This is a genomic window from Leifsonia sp. 115AMFTsu3.1 (assembly GCF_004362795.1).
In the GTDB taxonomy this organism is placed as follows: Bacteria; Actinomycetota; Actinomycetes; order Actinomycetales; family Microbacteriaceae; genus Leifsonia.
Window position 1 is genome coordinate 1,140,597 of the sequence record NZ_SNYB01000002.1, and the last position, 25,715, is coordinate 1,166,311.

General features: G+C 70.1%; 23 protein-coding genes. 8 read left to right on the top strand and 15 right to left on the bottom strand.

All coding sequences use genetic code 11. The features are described from left to right. Window positions 1-59: 59 nt before the first annotated feature. Window positions 60-3,941 carry an ATP-dependent RNA helicase HrpA gene (hrpA, locus tag AXZ95_RS16585; protein ID WP_018191674.1) on the bottom strand — a complete coding sequence of 1,294 codons (3,882 nt, stop codon included), beginning with the start codon at window positions 3,939-3,941 and terminating at the stop codon, window positions 60-62. 135 nt (window positions 3,942-4,076) lie between these two features. Between hrpA and AXZ95_RS16590 the strand changes: the two genes are divergently transcribed. Continuing rightward, the gene (locus AXZ95_RS16590; protein WP_018191673.1) at window positions 4,077-5,675 is read left to right on the top strand and encodes a long-chain fatty acid--CoA ligase; all 1,599 of its coding nucleotides are present in this window, start codon (window positions 4,077-4,079) and stop codon (window positions 5,673-5,675) included. A 28-nt stretch (window positions 5,676-5,703) separates the two neighbouring features. Here AXZ95_RS16590 and AXZ95_RS16595 read toward each other — a convergent pair whose 3' ends face one another. From AXZ95_RS16595 to AXZ95_RS16605, 3 genes are all read right to left on the bottom strand, one after another. Further along, window positions 5,704-6,255 (bottom strand): hypothetical protein, encoded by a 552-nt coding sequence (locus AXZ95_RS16595; protein ID WP_018191672.1) that lies wholly within the window; start codon window positions 6,253-6,255, stop codon window positions 5,704-5,706. A 268-nt stretch (window positions 6,256-6,523) separates the two neighbouring features. Then, entirely contained in the window at window positions 6,524-7,072 is a 549-nt protein-coding gene (locus AXZ95_RS16600; RefSeq protein WP_018191671.1) for a hypothetical protein, read from the bottom strand. Continuing rightward, the gene (locus tag AXZ95_RS16605; protein WP_018191670.1) at window positions 7,069-8,712 is read right to left on the bottom strand and encodes a C2 family cysteine protease; all 1,644 of its coding nucleotides are present in this window, start codon (window positions 8,710-8,712) and stop codon (window positions 7,069-7,071) included. The genes AXZ95_RS16600 and AXZ95_RS16605 overlap by 4 nt, the downstream gene beginning before the upstream one ends. 106 nt (window positions 8,713-8,818) lie before the next feature. Here AXZ95_RS16605 and AXZ95_RS16610 point away from each other — a divergent pair, with 106 nt between their 5' ends. The 3 genes from AXZ95_RS16610 (at window position 8,819) to AXZ95_RS16620 (ending at window position 12,071) form a co-directional block, all read left to right on the top strand. After that, window positions 8,819-9,652, top strand: coding sequence for an aldo/keto reductase (locus tag AXZ95_RS16610; RefSeq protein ID WP_018191669.1), 834 nt, complete (start codon window positions 8,819-8,821; stop codon window positions 9,650-9,652). A 58-nt stretch (window positions 9,653-9,710) separates the two neighbouring features. Next, complete coding sequence (locus AXZ95_RS16615) at window positions 9,711-10,121, top strand: hypothetical protein (protein WP_018191668.1); 411 nt, start codon at window positions 9,711-9,713, stop codon at window positions 10,119-10,121. Window positions 10,122-10,193: 72 nt separating this feature from the next. Further along, window positions 10,194-12,071, top strand: a complete 1,878-nt coding sequence (locus AXZ95_RS16620) for a DUF255 domain-containing protein (protein WP_018191667.1) — start codon at window positions 10,194-10,196, stop codon at window positions 12,069-12,071. 38 nt (window positions 12,072-12,109) lie between these two features. On the opposite strand, the gene AXZ95_RS16625 is transcribed toward AXZ95_RS16620, so the two are convergent. The 5 genes from AXZ95_RS16625 to AXZ95_RS16645 all read right to left on the bottom strand — a co-directional run bounded on the left by AXZ95_RS16625 (window position 12,110) and on the right by AXZ95_RS16645 (window position 16,209). Then, window positions 12,110-13,687 carry an FAD-binding oxidoreductase gene (locus AXZ95_RS16625; protein ID WP_018191666.1) on the bottom strand — a complete coding sequence of 526 codons (1,578 nt, stop codon included), beginning with the start codon at window positions 13,685-13,687 and terminating at the stop codon, window positions 12,110-12,112. 124 nt (window positions 13,688-13,811) lie between these two features. Then, on the bottom strand, window positions 13,812-14,423 hold the full coding sequence (locus AXZ95_RS16630; protein WP_018191665.1) for a dihydrofolate reductase family protein: 612 nt from the start codon (window positions 14,421-14,423) through the stop codon (window positions 13,812-13,814). A gap of 13 nt (window positions 14,424-14,436) precedes the next feature. Continuing rightward, window positions 14,437-14,772, bottom strand: a complete 336-nt coding sequence (locus tag AXZ95_RS16635) for a hypothetical protein (protein WP_018191664.1) — start codon at window positions 14,770-14,772, stop codon at window positions 14,437-14,439. A gap of 143 nt (window positions 14,773-14,915) precedes the next feature. Then, entirely contained in the window at window positions 14,916-15,809 is an 894-nt protein-coding gene (locus AXZ95_RS16640) for an aminodeoxychorismate lyase (RefSeq protein ID WP_018191663.1), read from the bottom strand. Between the two features lie 124 nt (window positions 15,810-15,933). Further along, the gene (locus tag AXZ95_RS16645; protein ID WP_018191662.1) at window positions 15,934-16,209 is read right to left on the bottom strand and encodes an acylphosphatase; all 276 of its coding nucleotides are present in this window, start codon (window positions 16,207-16,209) and stop codon (window positions 15,934-15,936) included. Window positions 16,210-16,240: 31 nt separating this feature from the next. Between AXZ95_RS16645 and AXZ95_RS16650 the strand changes: the two genes are divergently transcribed. Next, on the top strand, window positions 16,241-17,770 hold the full coding sequence (locus tag AXZ95_RS16650) for a methyltransferase (protein ID WP_018191661.1): 1,530 nt from the start codon (window positions 16,241-16,243) through the stop codon (window positions 17,768-17,770). A gap of 87 nt (window positions 17,771-17,857) precedes the next feature. Here the strand turns inward: AXZ95_RS16650 and AXZ95_RS16655 are convergent, their stop codons facing one another. From AXZ95_RS16655 to AXZ95_RS16665, 3 genes are all read right to left on the bottom strand, one after another. Further along, window positions 17,858-18,358, bottom strand: a complete 501-nt coding sequence (locus tag AXZ95_RS16655; RefSeq protein WP_018191660.1) for a metallophosphoesterase — start codon at window positions 18,356-18,358, stop codon at window positions 17,858-17,860. An 86-nt stretch (window positions 18,359-18,444) separates the two neighbouring features. Further along, window positions 18,445-18,744, bottom strand: coding sequence for a hypothetical protein (locus AXZ95_RS16660; RefSeq protein WP_018191659.1), 300 nt, complete (start codon window positions 18,742-18,744; stop codon window positions 18,445-18,447). A gap of 2 nt (window positions 18,745-18,746) precedes the next feature. After that, entirely contained in the window at window positions 18,747-19,427 is a 681-nt protein-coding gene (locus tag AXZ95_RS16665) for a hypothetical protein (protein WP_018191658.1), read from the bottom strand. A 269-nt stretch (window positions 19,428-19,696) separates the two neighbouring features. Here AXZ95_RS16665 and AXZ95_RS16670 point away from each other — a divergent pair, with 269 nt between their 5' ends. Continuing rightward, on the top strand, window positions 19,697-20,728 hold the full coding sequence (locus AXZ95_RS16670; protein WP_018191657.1) for an aldo/keto reductase: 1,032 nt from the start codon (window positions 19,697-19,699) through the stop codon (window positions 20,726-20,728). Window positions 20,729-20,752: 24 nt separating this feature from the next. Here AXZ95_RS16670 and AXZ95_RS16675 read toward each other — a convergent pair whose 3' ends face one another. Next, entirely contained in the window at window positions 20,753-21,175 is a 423-nt protein-coding gene (locus AXZ95_RS16675; protein WP_018191656.1) for a hypothetical protein, read from the bottom strand. Next, window positions 21,172-21,774: an NADPH-dependent FMN reductase gene (locus tag AXZ95_RS16680; protein WP_018191655.1), complete on the bottom strand. Its 603-nt coding sequence runs from the start codon at window positions 21,772-21,774 to the stop codon at window positions 21,172-21,174. Before AXZ95_RS16680 ends, AXZ95_RS16675 begins: the two co-directional genes overlap by 4 nt. A gap of 141 nt (window positions 21,775-21,915) precedes the next feature. On the opposite strand from AXZ95_RS16680, the gene AXZ95_RS16685 reads away from it, so the two are divergent. Together AXZ95_RS16685 and AXZ95_RS19900 are read left to right on the top strand one after the other, a co-directional pair. After that, window positions 21,916-22,155: a hypothetical protein gene (locus AXZ95_RS16685; RefSeq protein WP_018191654.1), complete on the top strand. Its 240-nt coding sequence runs from the start codon at window positions 21,916-21,918 to the stop codon at window positions 22,153-22,155. An 85-nt stretch (window positions 22,156-22,240) separates the two neighbouring features. Beyond that, window positions 22,241-25,192 (top strand): helix-turn-helix transcriptional regulator, encoded by a 2,952-nt coding sequence (locus AXZ95_RS19900; protein ID WP_043742475.1) that lies wholly within the window; start codon window positions 22,241-22,243, stop codon window positions 25,190-25,192. A 31-nt stretch (window positions 25,193-25,223) separates the two neighbouring features. Here AXZ95_RS19900 and AXZ95_RS16695 read toward each other — a convergent pair whose 3' ends face one another. Beyond that, the gene (locus tag AXZ95_RS16695; protein ID WP_018191652.1) at window positions 25,224-25,655 is read right to left on the bottom strand and encodes a TraR/DksA C4-type zinc finger protein; all 432 of its coding nucleotides are present in this window, start codon (window positions 25,653-25,655) and stop codon (window positions 25,224-25,226) included. Window positions 25,656-25,715: the final 60 nt, after the last annotated feature.

Here is a 25,715-nt window from a genome sequence, read left to right on the forward strand (position 1 = left end):
CGGAGTGTGCAAAGTTTGCGGACTCGACGGTGGGACGGAGTGGCGCGGAGGCGCGACGGTCAGGAGGTGAGGACTTTGCGGATGCGCTGGAGGGAGACGGTCTCGGCGGTGCCGAGGGACTGGGCGAACAGCGAGACGCGGAACTCCTCCAGCATCCACCGCGCGTGCACCAGCGACGGCGGCGACCCGGGCGCGAGCGGGATGCGGCCGCCCGCGTCCGTGTACAGCGCGACCGCCGTCTCCACCTGCGTCTGCCAGGCCCGGTCGCGGCCGGGGTTCGTGGGCAGCGCCTGCATGCGCTGCGTGATCCCGGCGAGGTACCGCGGCAGATGCCGCAGCTGCTCGAGCCCTGTCGCCGACACGAATCCGACGCCCTTCCCGGCCCAGACGAGTCCGGAGAGCTGCCCCTTCGCGTCGTTCAGCGCCGCCAGGTAGGTCAGCGCCGTCACGCCCGCGATCGCCTTCTCGGCTGTGCGGGCGGCGGTGAGGATGCGCGTGACGAGCGCGACCGTCTCGAACATCGAGTCCATCACGATGCCGGACACCCGATCCCGCACCGCCTCGAATTCGGCGCGCATGAACACCTGGCCGTCGGGCTTCATCCGGTACAGCACCGAGTCGATCACGGCGAGCAGGCAGTCGTCGAACAGCGCCTTGGTGTTGGGGTAGGGGCTCGCCGCGAGCGTGAGCTTCTCGTTGACCGTCAGGTGCTGCTGCACGTAGGCGACGGGCGAGGGGATGCCGGCGAGCAGCAGTCGCCGCACACCGCCCGGCATCGCCCGGGCCTGCTCGGCGGGCGTTCCCATCAGGCGGATGCTGACGGAGTCGCCGTCGTCGACGAGTGCCGGGTAGGCGCGGATCACGTTCTTCGTGCCGCCCGGGCCGGTGTGCGTGGAGTCGACGAAGCGGGGGAGCTCGTCGAGATCCCAGGTCGTCAGAGCGGTCCGTTCGATCGCGTTGGGCGTTCGCGCCTCCGCGACGGCGGCGACGGAGTCGCGGGCCCGCGATCGCAGCCGCTCCTGCAGGGCGCCGAGGTCCTTCCCGCTGGCGAGCGTGCGTCCGCGCTCTCCGACGACCTGGAACGTCGGCCGGAGGTGCGCGGGGAGGCGGTCGAGGTCGAAGTCCGAGCCGCTGACCCGGGATCCGGTCAGCCGCGAGATCGCCGCCGCGAGCGTGTCGGCGAGGGAGGCCGCGGGCCGTTCACCCTCGTGGGCGCGCATCCCGGCTGTGCCCGACAGCTCGCCGAGCAGCCGCTGCGCCCAGTCGGCGGCCGGGACCACCTGCCGCCGGATCGCCTTCGGCAGCGACTTGATGAGCGCGGTTACGAGCTCGTGGCGGAGCCCGGGCACCTGCCAGTCGAAGCCGTCGGGGAGCAGCCCGGCGAGCAGCGGAAGCGGCACCTGCACGGTCACCCCGTCGTCCTCCGCGCCCGGCTCGAACCGGTACCGCAGGGTCAACTGCTGGTCGCCCTGGCGCCAGACCGGCGGGAAGGCGTCCTCGTCGACCTCGGCCGCCTCCTCGTCGAGCAGCGCCTCCGGCGTCATCGTGAGGAGGTCGGGCGTCTCCTGCCTTGCCTTCTTCCACCAGCCCTCGAACGACCGCGTCGACACCACGTCGGCGGGGATGCGCTTGTCGTAGAACTCGAAGACCGCCTCGTCGTCGTTGAGGATGTCGCGGCGGCGGGTGCGCTCCTCCAGCTCGCGCAGCTCCGCTCGGAGCTTCCTGTTGGCGCGGTCGAACGCCTGGTGCGAGTCCCATTCGCCGTCGACGAGAGCGTGCCGGATGAAGAGCTCGCGTGACAGCTCCCGGTCGATCCGCGCATACTGCACGCGCCGGCGCGGGATGATCGGGACGCCGAACAGCGTCACGCGCTCGTAGGCGACGACGGACCCCTGGTTCTTCTCCCAGTGCGGCTCGCTGTACTGGCGCTTGCAGAGGTCTCCCGCGATAGGCTCGGCCCACGCCGGGTCGATGGCCGCGTTCATCCGCGCGAACAGCCGGGATGTCTCCACCAGCTCGGCGCTCATCACCGCGTTCGGCTGCTTCTTGGCCAGGGTGGATCCGGGGAAGATCACGAACCTGGTCTGGCGGGCGCCGAGATACTCGGCCTGCCTGCTGCGCGGGGCCTTGCCCGCACCCTTCGGCGCAGGACCGGTCTCGCGCACATCCTTCAGCCCGATGTGCGAGAGCAGCCCGGCGAGCAGCGAGCGGTGGATGCCGTCGGGGTTCACGGACGGCTCGCCGATGGTCAGCCCCAGCGGCTTGGCGAGCTGCCGCAGCTGGCGGTAGACGTCCTGCCACTCGCGGACCCGCAGGAAGTTGAGGAACTCGGCCTTGCAGAGCCGCCGGAAGGCGCTGGACGAGAGCTCCTTCTGCTGCTCTTCGAGGTAGTTCCAGAGGTTGAGGAGGGTGAGGAAGTCGCTGGTCGGGTCGGCGAACCGGGCGTGCTTCTCGTCGGCGCTGCCGCGGCGCTCGACGGGACGCTCGCGCGGGTCCTGGATGGTGAGTCCGGCGACGATGGCCATCACCTCGCGCGAGGTGCCGTGGCGTTTCGACTCGACGACCATGCGGGCGAACCGCGGGTCGATCGGGAGCTGTGCGAGCTGGCGTCCGACCGGCGTGAGCTTCGTGCCCTCCTTCGCCGTCGCGATTGCCCCGAGCTCGGTGAGCAGATCCAGACCGTCTTTAATGCCGCGTGAGTCGGGCGGCGTGAGGAACGGGAATGCCGCGATGTCGCCGAGGCCGAGCGAGATCATCTGCAGGATCACCGCGGCGAGGTTGGTGCGGAGGATCTCGGGCTCGGTGAACTCGGGCCGCTTGGCGAAGTCCTCCTCGGAGTACAGCCGGATGGCGATACCGTCGCTGGTGCGGCCGGAGCGGCCCGACCGCTGGTTGGCGCTGGCCTGCGAGATCGCCTCGATCGGAAGCCGCTGCACCTTCGCTCGCGTGCTGTACCGGCTGATCCGGGCCGTGCCCGCATCCACCACGTACTTGATGCCCGGGACGGTGAGGCTGGTCTCGGCGACATTGGTGGCGAGGACGACGCGGCGCCGGATGCCCGGGAGCGTCGACGGCTGGAAGACGCGGTGCTGCTCGGCGGAGGAGAGGCGGCCGTAGAGCGGCAGAACCTCGGTTCCGGGTAGATTGCGGCCACGGATCGCGTCGGTCGCATCCCGGATCTCGTTCTCGCCGGAGAGGAAGACGAGCACGTCGCCTGCGGCCTCACGCGCCAGCTCGTCGAGCGCGTCGTTGATGCCCTGAAGGTAGTCGCGGTCGGCCGACGGCACCGGGTCCGGATCGTCGTCGTCCTCGTCCAGCGCTTCGGCGACCAGCGGACGGTAGCGGATCTCGACCGGGTAGGTGCGGCCGGAGACCTCGACGATCGGCGCCGGGGTGCCGTCCGCGGAGGCGAAGTGCTGCGCGAAGCTCTCCGGGTCGATGGTCGCCGACGTGATGATGAGCTTGAGGTCGGGACGCTGCGGCAGCAGCTGCTTGAGGTATCCCAGCAGGAAGTCGATGTTGAGACTGCGCTCGTGGGCCTCGTCGATGATGATCGTGTCGTACGCCCGCAGCATCCTGTCGCGGCGCAGCTCGTTGAGCAGGATGCCGTCGGTCATCAGCTTGATCCTGGTCGCCTTGGACACGCGGTCGGTGAAGCGGACCTGATAGCCGACCAGCTCGCCGACGGACTGCCCCAGCTCCTCCGCGATCCGCTCCGCTATGGTGCGCGCGGCGAGGCGCCGGGGCTGCGTGTGGCCGATGCTGGTGCGGCCGAGCTCCAGCGCGATCTTCGGCAGCTGTGTGGTCTTGCCCGACCCGGTCGCGCCGGCGACGATGACGACCTGATTGTCGCGGATGGCGCGCGCGATGTCCTCCCGCTTCCGGCTGACCGGCAGCTCGGGCGGGAAGACGATGCGGGGGAGGGTCGCGGTCGAAGACATGAGCCCTCCAGTTTACCCGTGTGGGGCGCCATCCCGGACGGTCCCCAGCCGGGGGCGTTGCCCCGCGCCCGCCGCTGACGTAGGTTCGCATCACACCCGGAACGGGTCCGGCGTCAATGGAGACGAGGAGAACCCATGAGTCACGGCTATGCGACCATGTCTGTCGCGAGCATCCTGGCGGAGACGGCGCATCGGATGCCCGACAACGTCGCTCTGATCTTCGCGGGGCAGGAGATCCGCTACAGCGAGCTGTGGGATCAGACCCGCGCCTACGCCGGAGCGCTGAAAGGGCTCGGCGTCGGGCCGGGCGACAAGGTGGCGCTGATGCTGCCGAACGTGCCCGACTTCCCGCGGTCGTACTACGCCGTCCTCGCCCTCGGTGCGGTCGTCGTGCCGGTGCATGCGCTGCTGAAGGCCGACGAGATCGCGTACGTGCTGCGCGACTCCGGGGCGTCGCTGCTGATCTGCGCCGCGCCGCTGCTGGCGGAGGGGGCGCGTGGAGCCGCGCTCGCCGCTATCCCGATCGTGTCGGTGCTGGTGCCGGACGAGATGTACGAACAGGCGCCGTTCCCGCGCCTGGAGGAGCTCGCCGCCGACGCCGAGCCCGTCGACACGTACGTGCCGCGCGACCCGTTCGACACCGCGACGATCCTCTACACGAGCGGGACGACCGGCAAGCCGAAGGGCGCGGAGGGATGCCACTTCTCGCTGGTCGAGCAGGTGAACGTGCTGCTCTCCGGCACGCTCGACCTGGAGCCGGAGGATCGCATCCTCGGCTGCCTGCCGCTGTTCCACACGTTCGGGCAGACCTGCGTGATGAACATGGGATTCCGCGCGGGCGCGGCCGTCGTGCTCGTGCCGAAGTTCGACGGCGCCACCGCCCTGCAGTTGATGAACCAGCACGCCTGCACCGTCATGACCGGGGTTCCGACGATGTACATCGCACTGCTGGAGGCCGCGAAGACCAACCCCGACCGTCCGCCGCTCCGGTACGGGATGAGCGGCGGCGCGGCCATCCCCGTCGCCGTGATCGAGCGCATGAAAGAGGTGTACGGCATAGACGTGCACGAAGGCTACGGCCTCACCGAGACGTCGCCGGTCGCCTCCTTCAACCACCGCGGACGGCCGACCCGCGTGGGCACGGTCGGAACGCCCATCTGGGGCGTGGATGTGGAGATCGCCGACGCGGAGGTGGATGACCGCATCCAGCTGCTCCCGCGCGGCGAGCTCGGCGAGATCGTGGTGCGCGGACACAACCTGATGAAGGGCTACCTCAACCTCCCGGAGGCGAATGCGGAGGCGGTCGTCGACGGCTGGTTCCGCACCGGCGACCTCGGCACGAAGAGCGACGACGACTACATCACGATCGTCGATCGCAAGAAGGACATGATCGTCCGCAACGGCTACAACGTGTACCCGCGCGAGGTCGAGGAGGTGCTGTCCGCGCATCCGGCTGTCGCTATGGTGGCCGTTTTCGGGGTGACGCACGAGACGCACGGGCAGGAGATCATGGCGGCGGTGACGCTGATGCCCGGCGGCGAGGTGGAGGTCGACGAGCTGCTCGTGTTCGCGCGCGAGCGGGTGGCGGCGTACAAGTACCCGCGGCGCGTGGAGATCCTCGAGGCGCTGCCGCTCGGGCCGAGCGGGAAGGTGCTGAAGCGCGAGCTGGTGGCCCGGTTCGAGGCGGAGGGGGCGTCGATCACGGAGGTGTCGACCTCGGGCGCATCCGGCTGAGGTCGTGGCGGCCCGGTGGGTACCCGGGTCAGCCGGCGGTGTACGTCTTCGGCGGTGGGCAGAGGACTTGGGATTCGTCGAAGGTGACCTTGAGGTAGGCGCGCCGGTACTGGGGGATGGGGGAGTTCCAGACCTGGAGGACTTTCACGGTGGCGGGACCGAACCGGTAGCTGTGGCCGACCTTCACCATTTGATTGAAGATCGTGCGGTTGGGCCAGCTGTCTTCGAATGGGCTGTCCTGGCTGATGCTGCTGGGATCATAATCAGGCCTGATCGAAAGGGTCTTCAGATCGAATCGGAGGCGAATAGAGTCCTCGGTCCACTCCCATGCACCATAAGTCCCGACGCTCAGCTGGCATCTGTCGACGGCCTCGGAGTAGGTGGATTGCTCGTGCGAGGGGACGTTCGGGTATTCCGCGCGTTGAAAATCGCCGGTGACGACGTTGTTCGTGCCCGCTGGCTTCGGGGGCGGGGCAAGGAAGGCGTTGACGACGGCTCCGGTCGTGATCAGGACGCCCAGCACGATTGCGGTGACGATCCACCCGCGCCTACGGGCAGGAGTGGTGGTCTGGTCGGTCATTTAATTGGTGCTCCGATATTTACGTAGAAAACGGCTCGTTGCAGTTCATCGAAGGTGAGGGGAGGGTGGTCCGGTTGGGGAACGCCCGTGGAGTCGGACATGTTCGGCACCCAGCCGCCGCTGCGATTGTCGTACGCACCGCCGTCCGGGAGGGCCGCCCGCACTTTCTGGGGGGTTGGCGCTGAGCCGACGTTGATCACGAGTCGGCGGACACGGTGCGCGCGGTGTCCAATCTTCGCTGGTGTCGTGAGGTGTGGTTTCGACATCGTCACTCGGCCGCGTAGGTCTTGGGTGGTGGGCAGAGGACTTGGGACTTGTCGAAGGTGACCTTAAGATACGCGCGCCGGTACTGCGGCAGGGGGGAGTTCCAGACCTGGAGCACCTTCACGGTGGCGGGTCCGAACCGGTAGCTGTGACCGACCTTCGCCATTTGATCGAAGGTGGTGCTGCCCCAGATGTTCTGGTCAGGTCCGTCATAGACCAATTCGGTCGAGGGGTCCGAAGAAACTGCGGAGGTCATGGACGTCACATCGAATCGGAGTCGGAACGAGTCGGTAGTCCAAGGCCATGCGCCGTAGGTTCCCATGACGACCTTGCATCCATTGACGGTTGTAGAGGTGTATTGCTCGTCGGACGGAACGTTCGGGTATTCCTCGCGCTGAAACTCCCCGGTGACGACGTTGTTCGTGCCCGCCGGTTTCGGCGGCGGGGCGAGCAAGGCGTTGACGACGATCCCGGCTGCGACCACGGTGCCGAGCAGGGCTGCACCGATCGCGAACGCGCGTCGGCGAAGCCGACCTGTGGGCCGAGTGATCATCGGATCGGTGCCCCGATGTTGATGTAGAAACCGGCCCGTTGCAGTTCATCGAAGGTGAGGTGCAGATATTCCGGCTTGGGCGTCCCGTTGAGAGAAGCGTCCTGTCCCCATGGGTTGCGGAGGGTGACGGTGCTGTCGGGATTGACGCTGGTGACGGTGTATTGGTGGAAGTCGACCATGTCGGTGCGGCCGCTGATGTAGGTGGTGACCGTGACTGGGCGGCCGTCGAAGAGGTCTTTGCGCAGGTCTGAGAGTTGGTATCCGGGGAGAGGGAGGCGGGTGATGGGGTCACTGGGGGTGATCCAGCTTGCCTCGTCGCCGGTAAGTGTGCCCATGGCACCGCCGGACCCGAAGTTCGGGTTCACGATCGACCAGCCGCCGCTGAGGTTGTGGTACGAGCCGGTGTCCGGAAGCGCAGCACGGGCCTTCTCGTAGATCGATGCCCAATTCGGTACTTTCTTGTTCTGCTCGTTCCAGAACCCGTTGCCGGCGGTAGATTCTTTGTCACTCGCGGGGAAGTACTCCGTGACGGTGACCTCGACCGGCTTCCCATCGACATACAGGGTGACGGTGAAGGTCCCGTTGGGATTGGCGCGGATGTGGTCCTTCAGCCACTTCTCGCCTTCGGGGCTATTGGCGTATGCGGCGAGGGTGCCGATCCACCAGCAGTCGTTCACGGCGCCCTGATTGATGTCTTCGGGAGAGAACCTGCCGGTGACATCGATGTCGGACCACTGCTTCCACCGTGTGCCGTCGATGAGCCCGGGCTCCAGCTCGGGAAAGTGGTCGTGCAGCCAATCCACATCGCCGCGTTTGGTACCGCTGAAAAGCCACGATGCCAGCCCGTACCGGTCGGGTCCCATCCCGGCGAGGAGGTCTGTGAGCCGGTCCCGCTGTTGCGGGGTCATCTTCTTGATCAGGTTGACCAGGTCCTGGGGGCTGTAGCCGTTCTTCTTGGCCCACGCGACCCAATCGGCGGGACTCGCGCCGCGAAGGAACTGCATGGTCAGTTCCTGGATGACCTGCTCGGCTGAGTGGTTCGGTTTCGATCCGGCTGGCGTTGCAGTGGTCACCGGCTGTGGGTGGAACTGCTGTGCGAACAGTCCGCGGGTGTCCGAGTCGAACGTATGGAGTGCTTTCAGCCTGTCTTCCAGCTCGCGGACGTCGCGCTCGAGCTGATTCAGGACGAGTTCCAACCGGTCGTTGACCAACTGCAGCGCGTCGCTCAATCCGGGAATCACGGACGTCGCAGTCGCCACCGCGCGATTCGTCTCCACCAGCCGCTCCGTCGCGTCCCGTTGTCGTTGTGTCGCGGTGAGTTGGATGTTCAGCGCGTCTTCGTCCAGCACGCCCAGACGAGAGACCTTGGCGTCCGCGACGGTGTATGTGTCGAGGTCGGCCTGGATCGCGTCGAGCTTCGCGTTCCCCGTCGCGAGGCGAGGAGCGATGCCTCGCGAAAACAGCTGTCCGGCCGCAGTGTAGGCCTTGCCGGACAGCGGTCCGCCTGGAGCCATGGCGGCGACCAGCTGTCGGGTGGCCCGGGAGGTCGTACCGAGCGTGGATCGGGCAGCCGCAAGATTGGACGTCAACGCATCCATCACGCTGCGTGAATCGGTCGGATCGTAGATCAACCCGGGCATAGCTCGCCCTCCTCGAACTCTCTGAAATACAAATCGATATGTAAGTACCTACAGAATAGAGGTATCGCCCGCGCGTGCGTCGCCTGACGCTGGTACCGTGGCGGATATGGTTGCAAACGCAAATACTCCGCTCCTGACCCTGAACAATGGGACGACCATCCCGCAGCTCGGCTTCGGCGTCTTCAAGGTCGATCCGGATGAGACCACCCGGATCGTGACCGACGCTCTCGAGGTCGGCTACCGCCACATCGACACCGCCGCCATCTACGGCAACGAGGAGGGCGTCGGCCAGGCGATCGCGTCCTCCGGCGTCCCGCGCGACGAGCTCTTCATCACCACCAAGCTGTGGAACGACCGCCAGACCGATGCGGAGGCGGCCTTCGACGAGTCGCTCGGCAAGCTCGGGCTCGACTACGTCGACCTGTACCTCATCCATTGGCCGACGCCGCAGAAGGACACCTTCGTGCAGGCGTGGAAGTCGCTCGAGAAGATCTACGCGTCGGGCCGCGCGAAGGCGATCGGCGTGTCCAACTTCCTGGTGCCGCACCTGGAGAAGCTGCTCGCCAACACGGATGTGGTCCCGGCCGTCAACCAGATCGAGCTGCACCCGGCGCACCAGCAGCCGGAGGTGACCGCGTTCTCCCGCGAGCACGGCATCGCGATCGAGGCGTGGGGTCCGCTCGGCCAGGGCAAGTACCCGCTGTTCGAGACGCCCGAGGTGTCGCAGGCCGCCGAGGCGCACGGCAAGACGCCGGCGCAGGTCGTCATCCGCTGGCACCTGCAGACCGGGAACATCGTCTTCCCGAAGTCGAACCGCCGCGAGCGCATGGCCGAGAACTTCGACGTGTTCGACTTCGAGCTGAGCTCCGACGAGGTCACCGCGATCAGCTCGCTCGAGCGCGAGGGACGCGTCAGCGCGCACCCCGACGAGGTCAACTGATTCACCGGCCGGGAGCGTGCGGCCCATCCGTGTCGCCGCTCCCGGCTAGGCTCGACGGGTGAGGATCACGTCGGTCACGGGGAAGATCGCCTACGTCGTCGGCGTCTTCGCGTTCATCCTGCTGGTGAACGGGTTCATCATCGCGAACCTCGTCAACGCCACGCTCGACGTGCTGATCGTCGCCGCCCTGAACGTGGCGTACGTCATCGTCGGGGTGCGCTGCTTCCGCGGCGCCGGCGAGAACCGCACCGACCCGCGGCCCTGGTGGCGCGCGACCGCCCGTCCCGCAGCCGGGTTCTGGATCGGCGGAGCGCTGGTGATCCTGGCGTTCATCTCCGGCGTCGGCGCCCTGGCCAGCCGCCCGGAGGGGGCCTTCATCCCGGCCGTCTCCTGCCTGACCTACGCGGTGCTCGCCGCGTTCTACCTCAACTCGTCCGTGCGGCTGCACGGGATGGATCGGCCGGCCTGACCGCATCCGTACGGCTGCTGTCTGGCGGCGTCGAGGGCTTACGTTCCCGCGCCCGGGTCGTAGGGTGAGCCCATGGTGAATCGGCTCGCGGACGCGGTCAGCCCCTACCTGCGCGCTCACGCGTCCAACCCGGTCGACTGGTTCCCGTGGGGCGCCGAGGCGTTCGCGGAGGCGCGGCGGCGGGATGTGCCCGTGCTGATCTCCATCGGATACGCCACCTGCCACTGGTGCCACGTCATGGCACGCGAGAGCTTCAGCGATCCGATCGCCGCCGGCGAACTGAACGCGCGGTACGTGGCGATCAAGGTCGACCGGGAGGAGCATCCCGAGGTGGATGCGGCCTACCTCTCCGCCGCGAGCGCCTTCACCGACAACCTGGGCTGGCCGCTGACGGTGTTCGCCACACCGGAAGGCCGCGCGTTCTTCGCGGGGACCTACTTCCCGCCCGAGCCGATCGGCGGCCGCGCGTCGTTCCGTCAGGTGCTCGACGCCGTCGCCGACGCGTGGATGAACCGCCGGGACGCCGTGGAGTCGGACGCCGCGCGGGTCGGCGAGGCGATGACCGCTGCGGCCGCAGCCGCGACGGCGGTCGCCGACCTGCCCGACGACCGAGCCCTCGACGCGGCTGTCGAGCGGCTCGCGCAGGCGGAGGACCCGCAGTACGGCGGCTTCGGGACGGCGCCGAAATTCCCCGTCGCGCCGGTCCTTGGCTTTCTGCTCGCCCGGCCGTCCGGGCGCGAACTGGGGCACCGGACCCTGGAGCGCATGGCCGCCTCCCCACTCCGCGACCCGGTCGACGGCGGCTTCTTCCGGTACGCCACCCGCCGCGACTGGAGCGACCCGCACTACGAACGGATGCTCTACGACAACGCGCTGCTGCTCGACGCGTACGCCACCGCGTGGCAGCAGGGCGGCGCCGCCTGGGCGGAGCGGACGGCCGACGGGGTCGCCGCGTTCCTGCTGGCGGTGCTGCGGCGTCCGGCCGGAGGCTTCGCCTCGGCGCAGGACTCCGAGAGCGTGATCGACGGCGCGCGGGTCGAGGGCACCTACTACACGGTCCCGCCGGAGGAGCGCGCCAGGCTGGAACCGCCGGCCGTTGACGGCAAGGTGCTGACCGGGTGGAACGGCTTCGCGATCGGCGCCCTCGCGCGAGCCGGTCGCATCCTCGACCGACCGGCCTGGATCGCGGCGGCGGGGGAGGCAGCCGACATGCTGCTGACCCGCCACCGGCGGCCGGACGGGCTGCTGCTCCGCGCCTCCCTCGGCGGCCGGGCCAGCGACGCGGAGGCGACCCTCGAGGACTACGGCGGGCTCGCCGGCGGCCTCCTGGAGCTGGCGCTCGCCGGCGGCGGAGCGCGCTACGCGGCGGCGGCGCGCGACCTGGTGGACCTGTGCCTGGATGCGGCAGGCGAGGGGACGTGCCCGTTCGAGACCCCGGGCGGAGGCGACCCGGTGTTGGCCGCGACCGGGCTGGCCGTGCGCGTCGACCCGAGCGAGGGCGCGTATCCCTCGGGTCTGAGCGCGACCGCCGCGGCGGCGCACACGCTCTACCTGCTGTCGGGGGAGCGGAAGTACGAGCGGGCTGCACGGGAGGCGATGCGGATGGTCGCCGCGCAGGCGCCCCAGGTGCCGAGCGGCTTCGGGGCGTCGCTCACGCTGATGTCCCGCCTGGGGGAGGAGCCCGAGCAGCTCGTCGTGGTGCGGCCGGAGACGGGCGGTGCGGGCGTCGGCGCAGGATCGGTGGGCGCGGATACCGGAGGGCTCGTGCAGGCCGCGCGGCGGCATCCGGCACCGCTGATCGCTCTGGTGACCGAGCAGGATGCGATCGACCTGGCCGCGGACGGGTTCGAGCTGTTCGAGGGGCGCGTCACTCGCGACGGCCTGCCGACCGCGTATCTCTGCCGCGACTTCGTCTGCCGGCTGCCCGTGACGGACGCGGCGGCGTTGTAGCAGCCGGCGCACAACCGGGAACCTCCGACCGGACGGGGTCATTGCGGTGCGATTCCCTGGGCGTACCCGAAGACGCCGCTCGGGTCGTAGGCGGACTTGACCGCTCGCAGCCGTGCGTAGTTGCGCCCGTAATAGGCCTGCTGCGGATCTCGCAGATACGGGTCCGGGAAGTTCTGGTAGGCGCGCGTCGACGGAACGAGGGCGGTCAGGCCGTCCAGCCACTCCCGGTGCACCCGCAGGCTCGACGCTGGATCGCGCTCCGACCAGTTGACGTTGAACTGCGCGATGAACAGGGCATCGCGGTGGACGTATGCCGTCGCTTCCGCGGCGACGTCGTTCACGGCGCCGCCAAGCGCGAAGAGGGCGATGTCGACGCCGTCCGGGTTGGAACTGCCCGGCCAGGTCAGCAGGTGGTCGCGGACGGCGGCTATCCGTTCGCCGGGAAGCGGCTCGGTCAGCACGGCCGATGCTCCCGTGAACGGAGCGGGCGCGACATCCTCGTTGAGCAGTTCGCTCGCCTCGGCCAAGGTGACGTCGCGGATGCTCGCCGCGTTGGCCGCCTGCTCCGACGGCGTGCCGAGTCGCAGCGCGGAGGCGAGCAGATCGCGCAGCTCACGGGCGCTGCCATAGAACTGCCCGATGGCCGTCACCGAAGCGTTGGCGCGAACCTGTTGGGCTGACGTGCCGGACGTCCCCAGGCCGATGCGCATGTGCAGCCGTGGGTCGCGGAAGGCGTCGGCGCACGCGCGCTGGAGCGCGACGGCCGCATCCACCGCCGTGTCGATGCTCCAGCTGAAGCGGTAGAAGGCGACCGTCCCATGGTATTTGTCGTAGTCGAGGGTGAAATCGAAATGGATGCCGAAGTTGTCGCCCGCTCCACCGCGCACCGCCCAGAAGAGGTCGGCGTTCTCCTTCTCGCTGCACGTGATCCACTCGCCGTCGGCCCCGATCAGCCGGGTCTCCACCAACCGGTCGCAGGTGAGCCCCGCCATCTTGTCGCTGAATCCGATGCCTCCGCCGAGCACGAGCCCGGCGACCCCGACACTGCTGCATCGACCGGTCGGGAGGACGATGTTGCCCCGTTCCAGCTGGGGATGCAGCATGCCGTTGGTGACACCGGCCTCCACCAGGAGGGTCCCCGCTTTCTTCGTCATCGTGCCCGTCGAGTAGCCGACGACCGGCGCGGACGCGCGGGCGTCATCCCGCCAGACCACATCCGTCATCAGCGAGAGCACCAGCAGCAGGCCGCCGGTGGTCGAGAACCCGGCGTAGCTGTGGCCGAGCCCGCTGCGCGGCGTGATCGGCACGCCGTTGCGCACGGCCCAGCGGACGCACGCCGCGATGTCGGCAGGGCTGCGCGGCGTGACGATCGCCAACGGGCGGACGGAGGCGAACTGGCGGTTGAACGGAGGCGCGAGCTGCTCGTACCGCGGCTGGCCGGGGATCAGCAGGTAGTCGGGCCGGGAGAGGGCACGACGGAGCTCCTCGAGATCGGGGCCGTCACCGCCGAAGGGCGCCGCCTCCGGTGCCGAGTGCGCCATCGTCGTGGGCGAGAGGCCCAGCCCCGCGCCGATCGCCGCACCGAATCCGGTGCGGAGCAGTGTTCTCCGGTCCATGTCGACTCCATCCCTCGCCTTAACCGACGGAGACGGACGCGCGAACATGACCGGATCGGGCGTTTAAACCTGATGGGGTGCGAGCGGCATCCCGGGCGGGTATGCGCGCCCGGTGACCGCCCTCTCAGCGGCGCACGCGATAGGTGAGGTGCGCGACCTCGGGGGTCACGCGCTCGCGCAGCAGCTCCAACTCGAGCGAGGGCACACGGTCGAAGACACGCTCACCCGCGCCGAGGGTGACGGGAGCGATGTGCAGCCGCAGCTCGTCGACGATCCCCGCCCACAGCGCCTGATTGAGGGTCTCGGCGCCGCCGGCGATGGCGACGTCCGCATCCCCGGCGATCTCTCGCGCCTGCTCGACCGCCGAGTGGATGCCGTCGGTGACGAACCGGAACGTGGTCCCGGTCAGCTCCAGCGGGTCGCGGGCGTAGTGCGTGAGCACGAACACCGGCGCGTGATACGGCGGCTCCTCGCCCCACCATCCGATCCAGTCGCCGAGCGGCTCGTCGGGGGTGGGCCACTCGTTCCGCACCGGGCCGAACATCTTGCGTCCCATCACGTAGGCGCCCGCCGCGGTGATGGCGTCGATCTCCTCCGCGTGCGCGTCGGCGTACTCGAACATCCACGCGTGCAGGCGGTTGGCCGCTCCACCGCCCAGCGGCTGCTCCAGCGACTGGTCGGGGCCGGCCGCGAAGCCGTCGAGCGAGATGGCGATGTCGGCGGTGACGATTCCCATGCGGGAAGAGTAGTCAGGCGCGCTCGACCTTGTCGAGCATCCCCCAAACCGCTTCGCTGAGTTCGGGATGCTCCAGGGCGATCCGGCGCAGCACCCCGTACTCGAAGCGGGCGAACACATCGCGGCCGGCCGAAGGATGGTGTGCGCGGGACTGCTCGTCGGCGAGGTCGAACGCCTCGATCGCGGTAGCGCGGAGGCCGATGACGACCTGCTCGTCCACACTCGGCAGATCGGGAATGAACTGCCACGGATCTTCCCCGGCACGGCAGCGGTGCTCGATGATCGCGGACAGCTCGTCGCGCGCCTGCTGGCGGAGCAGCTCGATGCTGCGCGGCACCGGTTCGGTCATCTCGCACCCTCCTTCCCCGGGTCGTGGACGGGTCGTTCGCCCGCCGCGCCGGCCCCATCGCCCGCGCAGTGGGAACAGCCTAGGCGGTGCCGGCGACACCACGCCAATCGGGGTGCAACGAAGGGTCTACGTGTCGCGCGATGTCACTCGGTGCGAGCGAGGAGGTAGGCGTTCAGCTCGGCGGTGAGGGCCGCATCCACTGGGTACTCGCGCTCGTCCAGGTGCGTGACGGGCGCCGCCTGGCGGACGCTCGACACCAGCCAGAGGGCGTCGGCTGCGGTCACGTCGTCGAGGGTCAGCGGAGCGAACTCCGTCCGCAGACCGCGGCTCTCGAAGAAGTCGAAGACGGCCGCCTGCGTGGTCCCGGCGAGGATGCCCTGGTCGGTGTTCGGCGTGCGGACGACGCCGTCGGTGAGGGTCACGACGTTCGAGGTGGGGCCCTCGAGTGCGTAGCCGTCGCTGCTGACGAAGAGCACGTCATCGGCCCCGCGGCGGACCGCCTCGCGCTGCGCGGCGCGGTTGATCGCGTACGACAGCGTCTTCGCGCCGGCGAGCAGCCAGGGCGAGGTCTCGGCGACGTCGTGGCGGTACCCGCGATCGAGGGTGACCACCCGGATGCCGAGGCGGGCCCGCGAGAAGTCCTCGCCCAGATCCACGAACAGCCAGCCGCTCGGGACGCCCGAGCCCTCGATCCCGCGGCTGTAGATGAGCTTGGCGTAGAGCTCCGCATCCCGGTCGCCGTTGCGGGTCAGGTAGTCGGCGACGCCTGCGCGAACGGCTTCCCGCCAGACGTCGAGCGCCGGAGCCGGGAGGTCGAGCAGCGCGGCGGAGTGCGCCAGTCGCGCGAGGTGCGGTTCGAGCGCCTGCGGGTGGCCGTCGATGACGGCAATCGTCTCGAAGACGCCGTCGCCGCGGGTGACCGACAGATCGGTGACGCGCACCTGCGGCGCGTCGAAGTCGGACACCACGAACCCGGGATCGCCGGCCTCCGGGGTCCCGGTCGGCGTGGTGATGGTCAGCAGTGTCGCGCGCGTCATGCCCCCATTCTGCCCCGCGCCTCTCCGTCCGTCCCTCCCGCGCCTCCGCCCACCGTCGAGTCCGCGATTTTTGCACACCGCCGCGGCGTGTCACGTGCAAAATTTGCGGACTCGACGGTGGGGGTCAGGCGGTTTCGTGGATGCGGAAGGCGTCGTCGTGGGCGAGGGGGAGGTCGGAGACGGCGACGTTCGAGACGGATGCCCCCGGCGGGCCGGTGCGCAGCCAGTCGAGCATCCCGTCGACCTGCTCCGGCGTGCCCTCGATCTCGGCCTCGACCGTTCCGTCGAGGCGGTTGCGCGCCCATCCGGTCACGCCGAGGCGCTGCGCGGCCTCCCGCGCACCCCAGCGGAACCCGACGCCCTGCACGCCCCCGGACACGATCGCTCTCTTGCGGATCACAGCCCCATTCTGCCCCTGCTTCAATGGAAGGATGAGCGCACCCGCCGTCCCGGCCGCCGAACGCATCCCCGACCTCCGGTCCGACCTGATCCGCGCCGGCCTCACGGTCGACGCGCTGACCGACCTCTGGGGCGAGGAGGCGGCGGACGCCCTGCACCGCGGGCAGCGCGTCCCGGCGGAGCGGGCGCTGCGACGCCGCGGTCCGTCGGCGCTGGCAACGCTCGCCCGCGTGTTCGTGCTCGGCCGGCCGGTCCCGAGCGACGAGGTCGCCGAGGCCCTCCCCGCGCTCGGGATCGACGGTGCGCTCGCGCTCGAACTCGTCACGGTCGACGGCGACACGGTCGCGTCGGCGGTCGACCTCCGGCCCTACGGCTTCGTGGATGCGGCGGGCCCCGCCGAGTGGTGGATCGTCTCCGACCTCGGCGAGCTCGCCCTCGGCCACGCCCTGCCCGAGGACCATGTGCTCGGCGTCGGCGGCGCATCCCTCACCCTCAGCGGACTGATGCTGCAGAACCCCGTCGACAGCGCGCTCGACCTCGGGACGGGATGCGGCATCCAGGCGATGCACGCCGCACGCCACGCCCGCCGGGTCGTCGCGACCGACATCTCGCCGCGCGCCCTCCGCCTGGCGGCCCTGAACCTCGCGCTCAACGAGATCGACGGCGTCGAGCTGCGGCTCGGAAGCATGTTCGAGCCGGTCGCCGGCGAGCGTTTCGATCACATCGTGTCGAATCCGCCGTTCGTCATCACGCCGCGGGTGGAGGGTGTCCCCGCGTACGAGTACCGCGACGGCGGCATGGTCGGCGACGGGCTGGTGGCCTCCTTCGTGAGTGGATGCGGCGAGCATCTCCAGCCCGGCGGGGTCGCGCAGCTGCTCGGCAACTGGGAGTACCGCGGCCCCGGCGACGGTCTCCAGCGTGTGCGCGACTGGGTGGATGCGTCCCCCGTCCCGCTCGACGCCTGGGTCATCGAGCGCGACGTCGAGGACGCGGTGCGTTACTCGGAGACGTGGATCCGCGACGGCGGCACCCGCCCGGGCACCCCGGAGTTCGAGCGGCTGCTCGGCGCGTGGCTCGACGACTTCGAGGCCCGCGATGTGCGCTCGGTCGGGTTCGGTTACCTGCTGCTCCGTCGGTCGGCGGGCGTGCCGACGCTGCGCCGGTTCGAGCGGCTGCACGGTTCGCTCGGCGCCAACGAGGCAGGGCTCGGCGTACACCTGGGCGAGGCGCTGGCAGCGCATGATCTGCAGGCCGCACTGACGGACGATGAGCTCGGCCGCTTGCGGCCGGTGGTCGCCGGCGACGTGACGGAGGAGCGGCATCTCTGGCCGGGCGCCGACGCACCGACGGCGATCCTGCTCCGGCAGGGTGGAGGGTTCGGGCGGACGGTGTCGGCCGACACCGGACTCGCGGCGCTGGTCGGCGCGTGCGACGGCGAGCTGTCCGTCGCGGCGATCGCTGCGGCGCTGGCGCAGCTGCTGGAGGTCGACGACGATGCGCTCCTCGCTGACCTCCTGCCGGCCGTGCGGGGCATGCTCGTCGACGGCTTCCTGCGCGCGTGACGCGCTGGCGCATCCCGGGGTCGCATCCCGGGGTCGCAACACGCCGTTATGGGGCGCGTGTAACGGCGTGTTGCGCCCCACGGAACGTCAGCCGCGTTCGACCGGCACCAGCGTGACGTCGGCGATCCGCCCGTCCGCGACGTCCAGCGTCAGGTAGGTGCAGACCGGCTGACGTCGCCGATCCGTCGGCGAGCCGGGGTTGAGGAGGCGGAGCCCGCGCGGCGACACCGTGTCCCACGGGATGTGCGAGTGCCCGAACACCAACACGTCCGCATCGGGGTGGTCGCGTTCCGCCCGCATTTCGCGGCCGGTCGCCGGGCCGGCCTCGTGCACGACCGCGAACCGCAGCCCGCCCAGCTCCACATGTGCGACCTCCGGCAGTCGCCGCCGCAGCTCGGGTCCGTCGTTGTTGCCCCAGACGCCGACGAGCCGCCGTGCGCGCTGCTCCAGCAGGTCGAGCGTCGCCGCATCCACCCAGTCCCCGGCATGGATGACGACATCGGCCGCATCCACCGCCGCCAGCACCTGGGCGGGCAGGGCGCGAGCGCGTTTCGGGACGTGCGTGTCGGAGATCAGGAGCAGCTTCACGATGGCACACAGTACGCAAACCGCCGGGACGGGGCTAGTTTCGCGCTATGGATCTACGCAACCTCGGAACGGCTGCGGCGGGCCGCTCACCCCGGGATGAGGGTCACCTTCCCGTCTCCCGTGTCATCGAAGGTTGCAGCGGTTGCCACCCCCAGTGCCACCCCGACGACGATTGACAGACTGAGCAGGACGATCGCGGTGGTGAGCATCGCCACCGAACGCGGCCGCTGGCGGGCCAATCGCACCACGGCCCAGACCAGGAGGACGACTGCGACGACGAGAGCGGGCCACACGATCGGGGCCAGAAGACCCACCACTACGGAAGCGACCAGCAGCCGCCGATCGGTCGCGAGAGAGTGGGTTCGGGTGACAGTGGGCGTGGTCATGGCTAAATGTTCTTCAGGCTCGTGCTGGTGAGCCTTGTGCCCTTGTAGACGAGCTGCTGCTGCTTGTTGGCGGTGAAGAAGGATCCCTTGAAGGCAAGCGACATGGTGTACTTGACCGTGCATGCGCCCTGACCGCCGGAGACGTAGTTGCTTTGGCTGGTCCCGATGTTCCAGACTCCGGCCGCCCCGGTGAACCAGCCCGTGCACTCCAGGTTCCGGGTGACGTTGGTCGACGTCGCCTCGAAGACGTAGCGCATGGTGAACGTGCCAGTCGTGATCCCGAACAGGCTCGCGTTCACCGGGTAGGTTGCCGTGTACCGAGGCGCGGCCGCGGACGTCCGGATGTGGAGCCCGCGGGCCGAATTGCGTGCCAGCGCCGGCTGTGCAGAGGTTCCGGTTCCCGAGGTCAGCGTCGGCGCACCGGCGTCGAATACCATCACAGACAGCGGATCCTCCTCTATCGCGTCCGCGACCCGCTTCTGCTCGGCTGGCGGCAGGTCATCGAACCGCTCGGTCAGCGCAGCATCGGTTTTGGCGTCGACTTTCAGGGTGTCGAGAAACTCCTCGAACACCGCCTCAGCCGAGTCCGGTGCCTCCTCCGCATGAGCCGCGGTGATTCCGGTCCCCAGGATCAGGCCCAGCGCAACGCCGCTTGCCGTCGCCATCTTCGTCAGTCGGTTCATCTGAATCTGCAATTTCCGTTCGTCCTTGAACGCGCGATCCTCGTGTCCCTCACCCGACGTTCGGAAGGGGCGGTGCGGTTCGCGACCGTACAGGGAGTGACCCCGTTACTCAGGAAGACGACGCATCGCTCGGATCGTGACGCCACGTGCGCCGAGGGGAGGGTGATGGCGCCCGGAAGCTGCGTGAGTGGCGGTCCCGGACACAGAGGTGCGAAACCTCACGATGGCACACAGTACGCAAACCGCCGGGACGGGGCTAGTTTCGCGCTATGGATCTACGCAACCTCGGAAACAGCGGAACGATCGTGTCGGAGTTCGCCCTCGGCACCATGACCTTCGGAGCGGAGGCGGACGAGCAGACCTCGCACGCCATCCTCGAGCACTACATCGACGCGGGCGGCAACTTCATCGACACAGCGGACGTGTACACGACAGGTGCCTCGGAGTCGATCATCGGCCGGTGGCTGGCCCGTAACCCGGGTCGCCGCGACGGGGTGGTGATCGCGACGAAGGGCCGGTTCCCGATGGGCGGCGGCCCCAACGATCTCGGCCTCTCGCGCACCCACCTTCGCACCGCGCTCGACGCCTCCCTGCGGCGGCTCGGCGTCGACCACATCGACCTGTACCAGATGCACGCGTGGGATGCCCTCACGCCGATCGAGGAGACCCTGCGGTTCCTCGACGACGCCGTCACCTCGGGCAAGATCTCGTACTACGGCTTCTCGAACTACCTGGGCTGGCAGCTGACGAAGGCGGTGCAGGTCGCCCGCGCGAACGGGTGGGCCGCGCCGGTGACCCTGCAGCCGCAGTACAGCCTGATCGTGCGCGGCATCGAGCACGAGGTGGTGCCGGCTGCTCTGGATGCGAACATCGGCCTTCTGCCGTGGTCGCCGCTCGCGGGCGGCTGGCTGAGTGGCAAGTACCGTCGCGACGAGCCGCCGACGGGCGCGACGCGGCTCGGCGAGAACCCGACCCGCGGCATGGAGGCGTGGGAGGCCCGCAACGCCGACCCGCGCACGTGGGAGGTCATCGACGCGGTGGATGCGGTCGCGAGCGAGACCGGAGCATCCGCCTCGCAGGTGTCGCTGGCCTGGCTGAGCGATCGCCCGGCGGTCACATCCGTCATCCTCGGCGCCCGCACGGTCGAGCAGCTGGAGGACAACCTCGGCGCGGCCGACCTGGAGCTGACCGACGAGCAGCGGGCACGCCTCGACGAGGCGAGCACGCCGCGCACCGACATCTACCCGTACGGCGAGCAGGCGATCCAGCAGCGTCACCGGAAGCGCGAGGGCGGCCGCTGACCCGGGCCGCGGCGTCCGCCGACCCTAGCGGCGGAGGCCGTCGAGCTCCAGGAGGAGGTCGCAGGCGGCGGCGCTGACCGCCGCCTGCGGCGCGCGCAGACCGACCACGACATCCGCGGTGCCGCCGCCGGCCGCCGCCATGCGCAGCACCGCCATCCGCAGTTCGACGGTTCCGCCCGGGATGCGGTGGCCGCTGAGCGAGATGACGGTGGAGGCGAACGTGAGCGACGTCCACTCGTCTGCGGCGGCCGTGGTGTCGTCGGCGATGCCGGCGAGCCATGCCGCCAAGTCCCGCGCCTCGTCGTCGGTCAGGCAGGCGTCGGTCAGCGTCCAGCGCCGGGCGCCGTCCTCCACGACCGCGTCGACGACCACGCGGTCGCTCGCCGAGTCGTAGGCGGCCGGCCGTAGCTCGACGCTGCGGTCGCCGCCCTCGTCCTGCAGTCTCACGATGCGCTCGGCACCACCGTCAGCACGCGCTCGATGTACTCGAAGAACGCGTTCATGAAGCCGCGGAGGAACTCCTCCGTCCCCGGATCGGTGACGGTGCCGTCCTCCTCGATGAGGCCGGGGCGCATCCAGATGTAGGCCTCCGGTGCGTTCATCTGCGGCGCCTGGAGGAAGCTGAGGACGCTGCGCAGCTGCTGCTGTGCGACGGCCGTCCCGATCTGCCCGGGCGACGCCCCGATGACGGCGGTCGCCTTGCGCGCGATGACGTTCTCGCCGTAGGGGCGGCTGGCCCAGTCGATCGCGTTCTTCAGCGCGCCCGGGATGGACCGGTTGTACTCCGGCGTGATGAAGAGGAGCGCATCCTGCTCGGCGATGAGCGCCTTGAACTCGCGGGCGACCGGCGGGAAGTCGCCGTCGAAGTCGCGGTTGTAGAGGGGCAGCTCGCCGATGGGGATCTCGGTGAACACGAGGTCGGACGGAGCCAGCCGGAGCAGGGCGCGGGAGAGCGTGCGGTTGACGGAGCTCGTGGACAGGCTGCCCACGAAGTAGCCGACTTTGTACGGAGGTTGGAGTTCGTTGATCGTCGCCATGTCCGCCATGCTGCTCCCCGCGGTCGGCGGAGTGAAGCCCCCTTATGCGTCGGTCTCGCGTCGCCGGGGTGAGGAATAGGGCATCTTCCCGATGTCTGCGGGGGGCCTTAGCGAGAAGTCTGAGACTCACGAAGAAGAGGGGATCGGATCATGATGATCGAAGAGTTCGTGGACTTCCGGGTACGGGCCGGCGAGACGGCGCGCGAGGAGCGGCAGCGCGAGCAGGCGCGCCGCGCCGACGAGCGGGGCCGGTGGTTGCGGTCGGAGCACCGGGGGCGCATGAGTGCACGGTCGGCGGCCGTCGGCGCGGCTGCGGTCGTGCCGGTGCCGGCGCCCGCGGCGGAGGGCCTGAGCGAGGAGCGCAGGGAGCTGGCCGACGTCGCCCGCTGAGGGCGGCGCCGGGCGGCTGTCTGCCGTCCGCAGACCCACGTTCGCGGTGGGCACGGATGTCGGTGGTCGGTGGCACGATGATGTCATGCGAGCACCGGCGTCGAGCCCCACATTGATCGGACGGGAGTCCGATCTGGTGGCGCTGCGCGACGCGCTCCGCGACGCTCAGGAGGGGGAGCCGCAGGCCGTCGTGATCGGCGGCGAGGCGGGCATCGGCAAGACCCGGCTGCTGGAGGAGTTCCTGTCGGCCCAGGAGTCGACGGCCACCGTGCTGCTCGGCCGTTGTGTCGATCTGGGCGACGACGCCGCGCCGTACGCGCCGTTTGCCGCGGTGCTCCGTCGCCTCATCCAGACGGTCGGGCTGGAGCGTGTGCTCGACGCGACGGGCTCAGGGGCCGGGGTGCTGTCGGCTCTGCTGCCCGAACTTGCCGACGAGTCGGCGGTTCCTCCGCGCACCGGCGCCGAGCGGCTCTACGAGCTTGTGACGGTGCTGCTGGAGAAGATCTCCGGCGACCGGCCCGTCATCCTGGCGATCGAAGACGTGCAGTGGGCCGACCGCTCGACGCTCGAGCTGCTCCGGTTCATCGTGCGGATGGCCGAGGGAGGGCGTCTCCTGGTCGTCCTCACCTACCGCAGCGACGAGGTGCCGCGCGGCCACGTACTGCGGTCATGGCTGCCGGAGCTGGAGCGCACCCGGCGCGTGACGCGCTGGGAGCTCTCCCGCCTGTGCCCGGAGCAGGTCGCCGAGCTGGTGGCGGAGCTCCTCGGGCGCGTGCCCGACGATCCCTCCCTCGCCCGGGTCACGGAGCTGAGCGAGGGCGTGCCATTCTTCGTCGAGGAGCTGGTGTGCATCGACGGCCTGCAGTCCGGCGACGACCTCCCCGAGACACTCCGCGAGCTGGTGCTCGCCCGGTTCGAGAGGCTGAGCGACCCGGCGCAGCGCCTGCTGCGCGTGCTGGCAGCGGGCGGTGTCTGCGTCACGCACGAACTGCTCGCGGCCGTCTTCGAGGGCACACCCGACGAGCTGGATGCGGGAGCCCGCGAGGCCGTCGTCGCCAACCTGCTCTCGGCCGACTCCACCGAGTACGCGTTCCGTCACGCGCTGGTCCGCGAGGCCATCCACGCCGACCTCCTGCCGGGGGAGCGCACGCGCTTCCACGCCCGGTACGCCGAGGCGCTCGAGCAGAGCCCGCAGCGGTCCGCGGTGCAGCTCTCGTCGCACTGGCTCGCGGCGCACGATGTGCGGCGCGCCTTCCTCGCCTCCCTGGAGGCGATGGAGGAGGCCAAGCGCTCCTACGCGTACGCCACCACCGCGGCCATGGGCGACCGTGTGCTGGAGCTCTGGGATCGCATCCCGGACGCCGAGACCCTGAGCGGGCGCGACCGCGCGTCGGTGATCGCCCGCACGGCATCCGCCCTCCGCAACGCCGGCAACAACGAGCGGGCGCTGGCGCTGGTGGAGTCCGCGTTGGCCGAAGCCGACGACCTGGCGCCGTCCCGCCGGGCACGGCTGCTGCGCGACAAGGGCCAGTACCTTGCGAACCTCAACCGCCCGGGCAGCGCCGAGCTCCTGGAGGAGGCGCTCGCCCTCGTGCCGCCGGAGGCGGTCTCGCCGGGCGACCCCCTGCGGCCGCATCTGCTGACGGAGCTCGCGGCGCAGCGGATGCTCGCCGGGCTCTTCGACATCGCGATCGAGACGGCACGTGCCGCGATCGCGGAGGCCGAGGCGGCTGCCCCCTCGATGCGTTCCGTCGCCCACAACATCCTCGCGGCGTCGCTCGTCGAGTGCGGTCGCATCGAGGAGGGGTTCGCCGAGTTCGAGATCGCCGGACGCCTCGCGGTCGGTGACGCAGGGGCCACGTTGCGCTATGCCGTCAACGCGTCGGACGCCCTGAACTCGGTCGGCCAGTACGCCGAGGCGGTCCGGTTGGCGGAGTCCGGGGTCGCCCAGGCGCGCGAGCGCGGGGTCGAGCGCACCTCCGGAGTCTGGCTCGCGGCCAACACGGCCGAGCCGCTGATCGCGCTCGGACAGTACGAGCGGGCGGAGGAGATGCTGCGCATCGCCCTCGGGTTCGACGACCGCACGGGCGTGACCGCCCAGCTGCAGCGAGCGCGTCTCTGGGTGTGGCACGGCGAGCCGCAGCGGGCGGAGGCGTTGCTCCGGCGGTTGCGGACACCCCTCCGTGCGCTGGCCGAGCTGGAGCAGCAGACCCGGCTGTCGCTGGCGCGCGTGTCCGCCGAGGTGGCGATCGCGCTCGGCGACTACGATCGCGCGTGGGCCGAGACGCGGGGGATCGGGTCGCTGCCGTTCCGCTCGCTCCCGGGGTACGACCTGCCGGTGCTGGCGTCCGCGTCGCGGGCGCTCGCCGAGCTCGCGGTCCGGGGCGACGGCATCCCTGGCTCGACTGCCGGTGCGGCCGGCGGCGACGACGGTGCGCTGGATGTCCTGGCAGAGGCCGCGCGCCTGGAGGCCACCCTCGACCGCCTGCGTTCCTGGCCGACGGCGACGGCGTGGGCACCGCTGGTCGAGGCCGAACTCGCGACCGCGCGCGCCGCGGTCTCGGACACCGCGGACCGCGCCGGGCGTTACGCCGACGCCCTCGCCGCCTGGGAACGCGCGATCGTCGCCGCGGAAGACGCGGTGGCACCCGCTCACCTGCGGCCATATGCCCTGCTGCGCGGCGCACGCGTCGCCCTCGCCGCCGGGGAGCGTTCGCGGGCCGACGCGCTCGTCGCCGAGGGTCGTCAGGCGGCAGCCGGTCACGGCATCCCACTGCTCGTCCACGTCGCCGACGCTCTCGCCGAGCACCCCGTCGGTCGCCCCGCCGCGGTCGCGACCGCGCACGGCCAGCCGCTGACCGAGCGCGAGGAACAGGTGCTCGCCCTCATCGAGCAGGGCCTCAGCAACAAACAGATCGGCGAACGCCTCTACATCAGCGCCAAGACCGCGAGCGTGCACGTGTCGAGCATCCTGCGCAAGACCGGAGCATCCAGCCGCACGGAGGCTGTCTATCTGGCCTCGAAGCCGTTGCCCTGAGCCGGTGCCCTAGGCGGGTGCCGCCGACCGATCAGCTCTCGACGGCGACCGCGCACCGGATGCACAGCTCGGCGGTCGGCCGCGCCCGCAGGCGGTCCACGCCGATCGGCTGCCCGCAGCGTGCGCACACGCCGTAGGTGCCCATCCGCAGCCGCTCGAGCGCCGCATCCACCGCGACGATGTCGTGTGCGGCATCCGACCGCAACGCCTGCAACCGGCTCCACTCCGACGACAGCGTCGGGCCCTCCGGATCGTGTTCGTCGTCGGCGGTCGACTCCGACCGCGACGCGAGCAGCACACCCAGCGACTCCGCCATGCGCTGCGACTCGGCGAGGTCGCCGCGCCGCCGCTCGCGCAGCAGTGCGCCCAGCTCGTTCCGCTCCTCGGCGGTGAGGACGTCCTCGTCCGACACCAGCCGCAATTCGGCGGTCACCGGCTCGTCGGCCCGTGCCCGCTCATCCATCTGCGCATCCTGCACCAGCGCACCCCTTCCGATCCCCCGATCGTGCTTCTGACCGAGTCA

What these genes read in the sequence shown, in the direction of transcription:
- hrpA (WP_018191674.1), bottom strand. Translation starts at nt 3,941, where the DNA reads ATGTCTTCGACCGCGACCCTCCCCCGCATCGTCTTCCCGCCCGAGCTG.
- AXZ95_RS16600 (WP_018191671.1), bottom strand. Translation starts at nt 7,072, where the DNA reads ATGATCACTCGGCCCACAGGTCGGCTTCGCCGACGCGCGTTCGCGATC.
- AXZ95_RS16640 (WP_018191663.1), bottom strand. Translation starts at nt 15,809, where the DNA reads ATGACGCGCGCGACACTGCTGACCATCACCACGCCGACCGGGACCCCG.
- AXZ95_RS16685 (WP_018191654.1), top strand. Translation starts at nt 21,916, where the DNA reads ATGATGATCGAAGAGTTCGTGGACTTCCGGGTACGGGCCGGCGAGACG.
- AXZ95_RS16635 (WP_018191664.1), bottom strand. Translation starts at nt 14,772, where the DNA reads ATGACCGAACCGGTGCCGCGCAGCATCGAGCTGCTCCGCCAGCAGGCG.
- AXZ95_RS16595 (WP_018191672.1), bottom strand. Translation starts at nt 6,255, where the DNA reads ATGACCGACCAGACCACCACTCCTGCCCGTAGGCGCGGGTGGATCGTC.
- AXZ95_RS16660 (WP_018191659.1), bottom strand. Translation starts at nt 18,744, where the DNA reads ATGACCACGCCCACTGTCACCCGAACCCACTCTCTCGCGACCGATCGG.
- AXZ95_RS16650 (WP_018191661.1), top strand. Translation starts at nt 16,241, where the DNA reads ATGAGCGCACCCGCCGTCCCGGCCGCCGAACGCATCCCCGACCTCCGG.
- AXZ95_RS16590 (WP_018191673.1), top strand. Translation starts at nt 4,077, where the DNA reads ATGAGTCACGGCTATGCGACCATGTCTGTCGCGAGCATCCTGGCGGAG.
- AXZ95_RS16620 (WP_018191667.1), top strand. Translation starts at nt 10,194, where the DNA reads ATGGTGAATCGGCTCGCGGACGCGGTCAGCCCCTACCTGCGCGCTCAC.
- AXZ95_RS16665 (WP_018191658.1), bottom strand. Translation starts at nt 19,427, where the DNA reads ATGAACCGACTGACGAAGATGGCGACGGCAAGCGGCGTTGCGCTGGGC.
- AXZ95_RS16610 (WP_018191669.1), top strand. Translation starts at nt 8,819, where the DNA reads ATGGTTGCAAACGCAAATACTCCGCTCCTGACCCTGAACAATGGGACG.
- AXZ95_RS16625 (WP_018191666.1), bottom strand. Translation starts at nt 13,687, where the DNA reads ATGGACCGGAGAACACTGCTCCGCACCGGATTCGGTGCGGCGATCGGC.
- AXZ95_RS16605 (WP_018191670.1), bottom strand. Translation starts at nt 8,712, where the DNA reads ATGCCCGGGTTGATCTACGATCCGACCGATTCACGCAGCGTGATGGAT.
- AXZ95_RS16630 (WP_018191665.1), bottom strand. Translation starts at nt 14,423, where the DNA reads ATGGGAATCGTCACCGCCGACATCGCCATCTCGCTCGACGGCTTCGCG.
- AXZ95_RS16695 (WP_018191652.1), bottom strand. Translation starts at nt 25,655, where the DNA reads ATGGATGAGCGGGCACGGGCCGACGAGCCGGTGACCGCCGAATTGCGG.
- AXZ95_RS16680 (WP_018191655.1), bottom strand. Translation starts at nt 21,774, where the DNA reads ATGGCGGACATGGCGACGATCAACGAACTCCAACCTCCGTACAAAGTC.
- AXZ95_RS16670 (WP_018191657.1), top strand. Translation starts at nt 19,697, where the DNA reads ATGGATCTACGCAACCTCGGAAACAGCGGAACGATCGTGTCGGAGTTC.
- AXZ95_RS19900 (WP_043742475.1), top strand. Translation starts at nt 22,241, where the DNA reads ATGCGAGCACCGGCGTCGAGCCCCACATTGATCGGACGGGAGTCCGAT.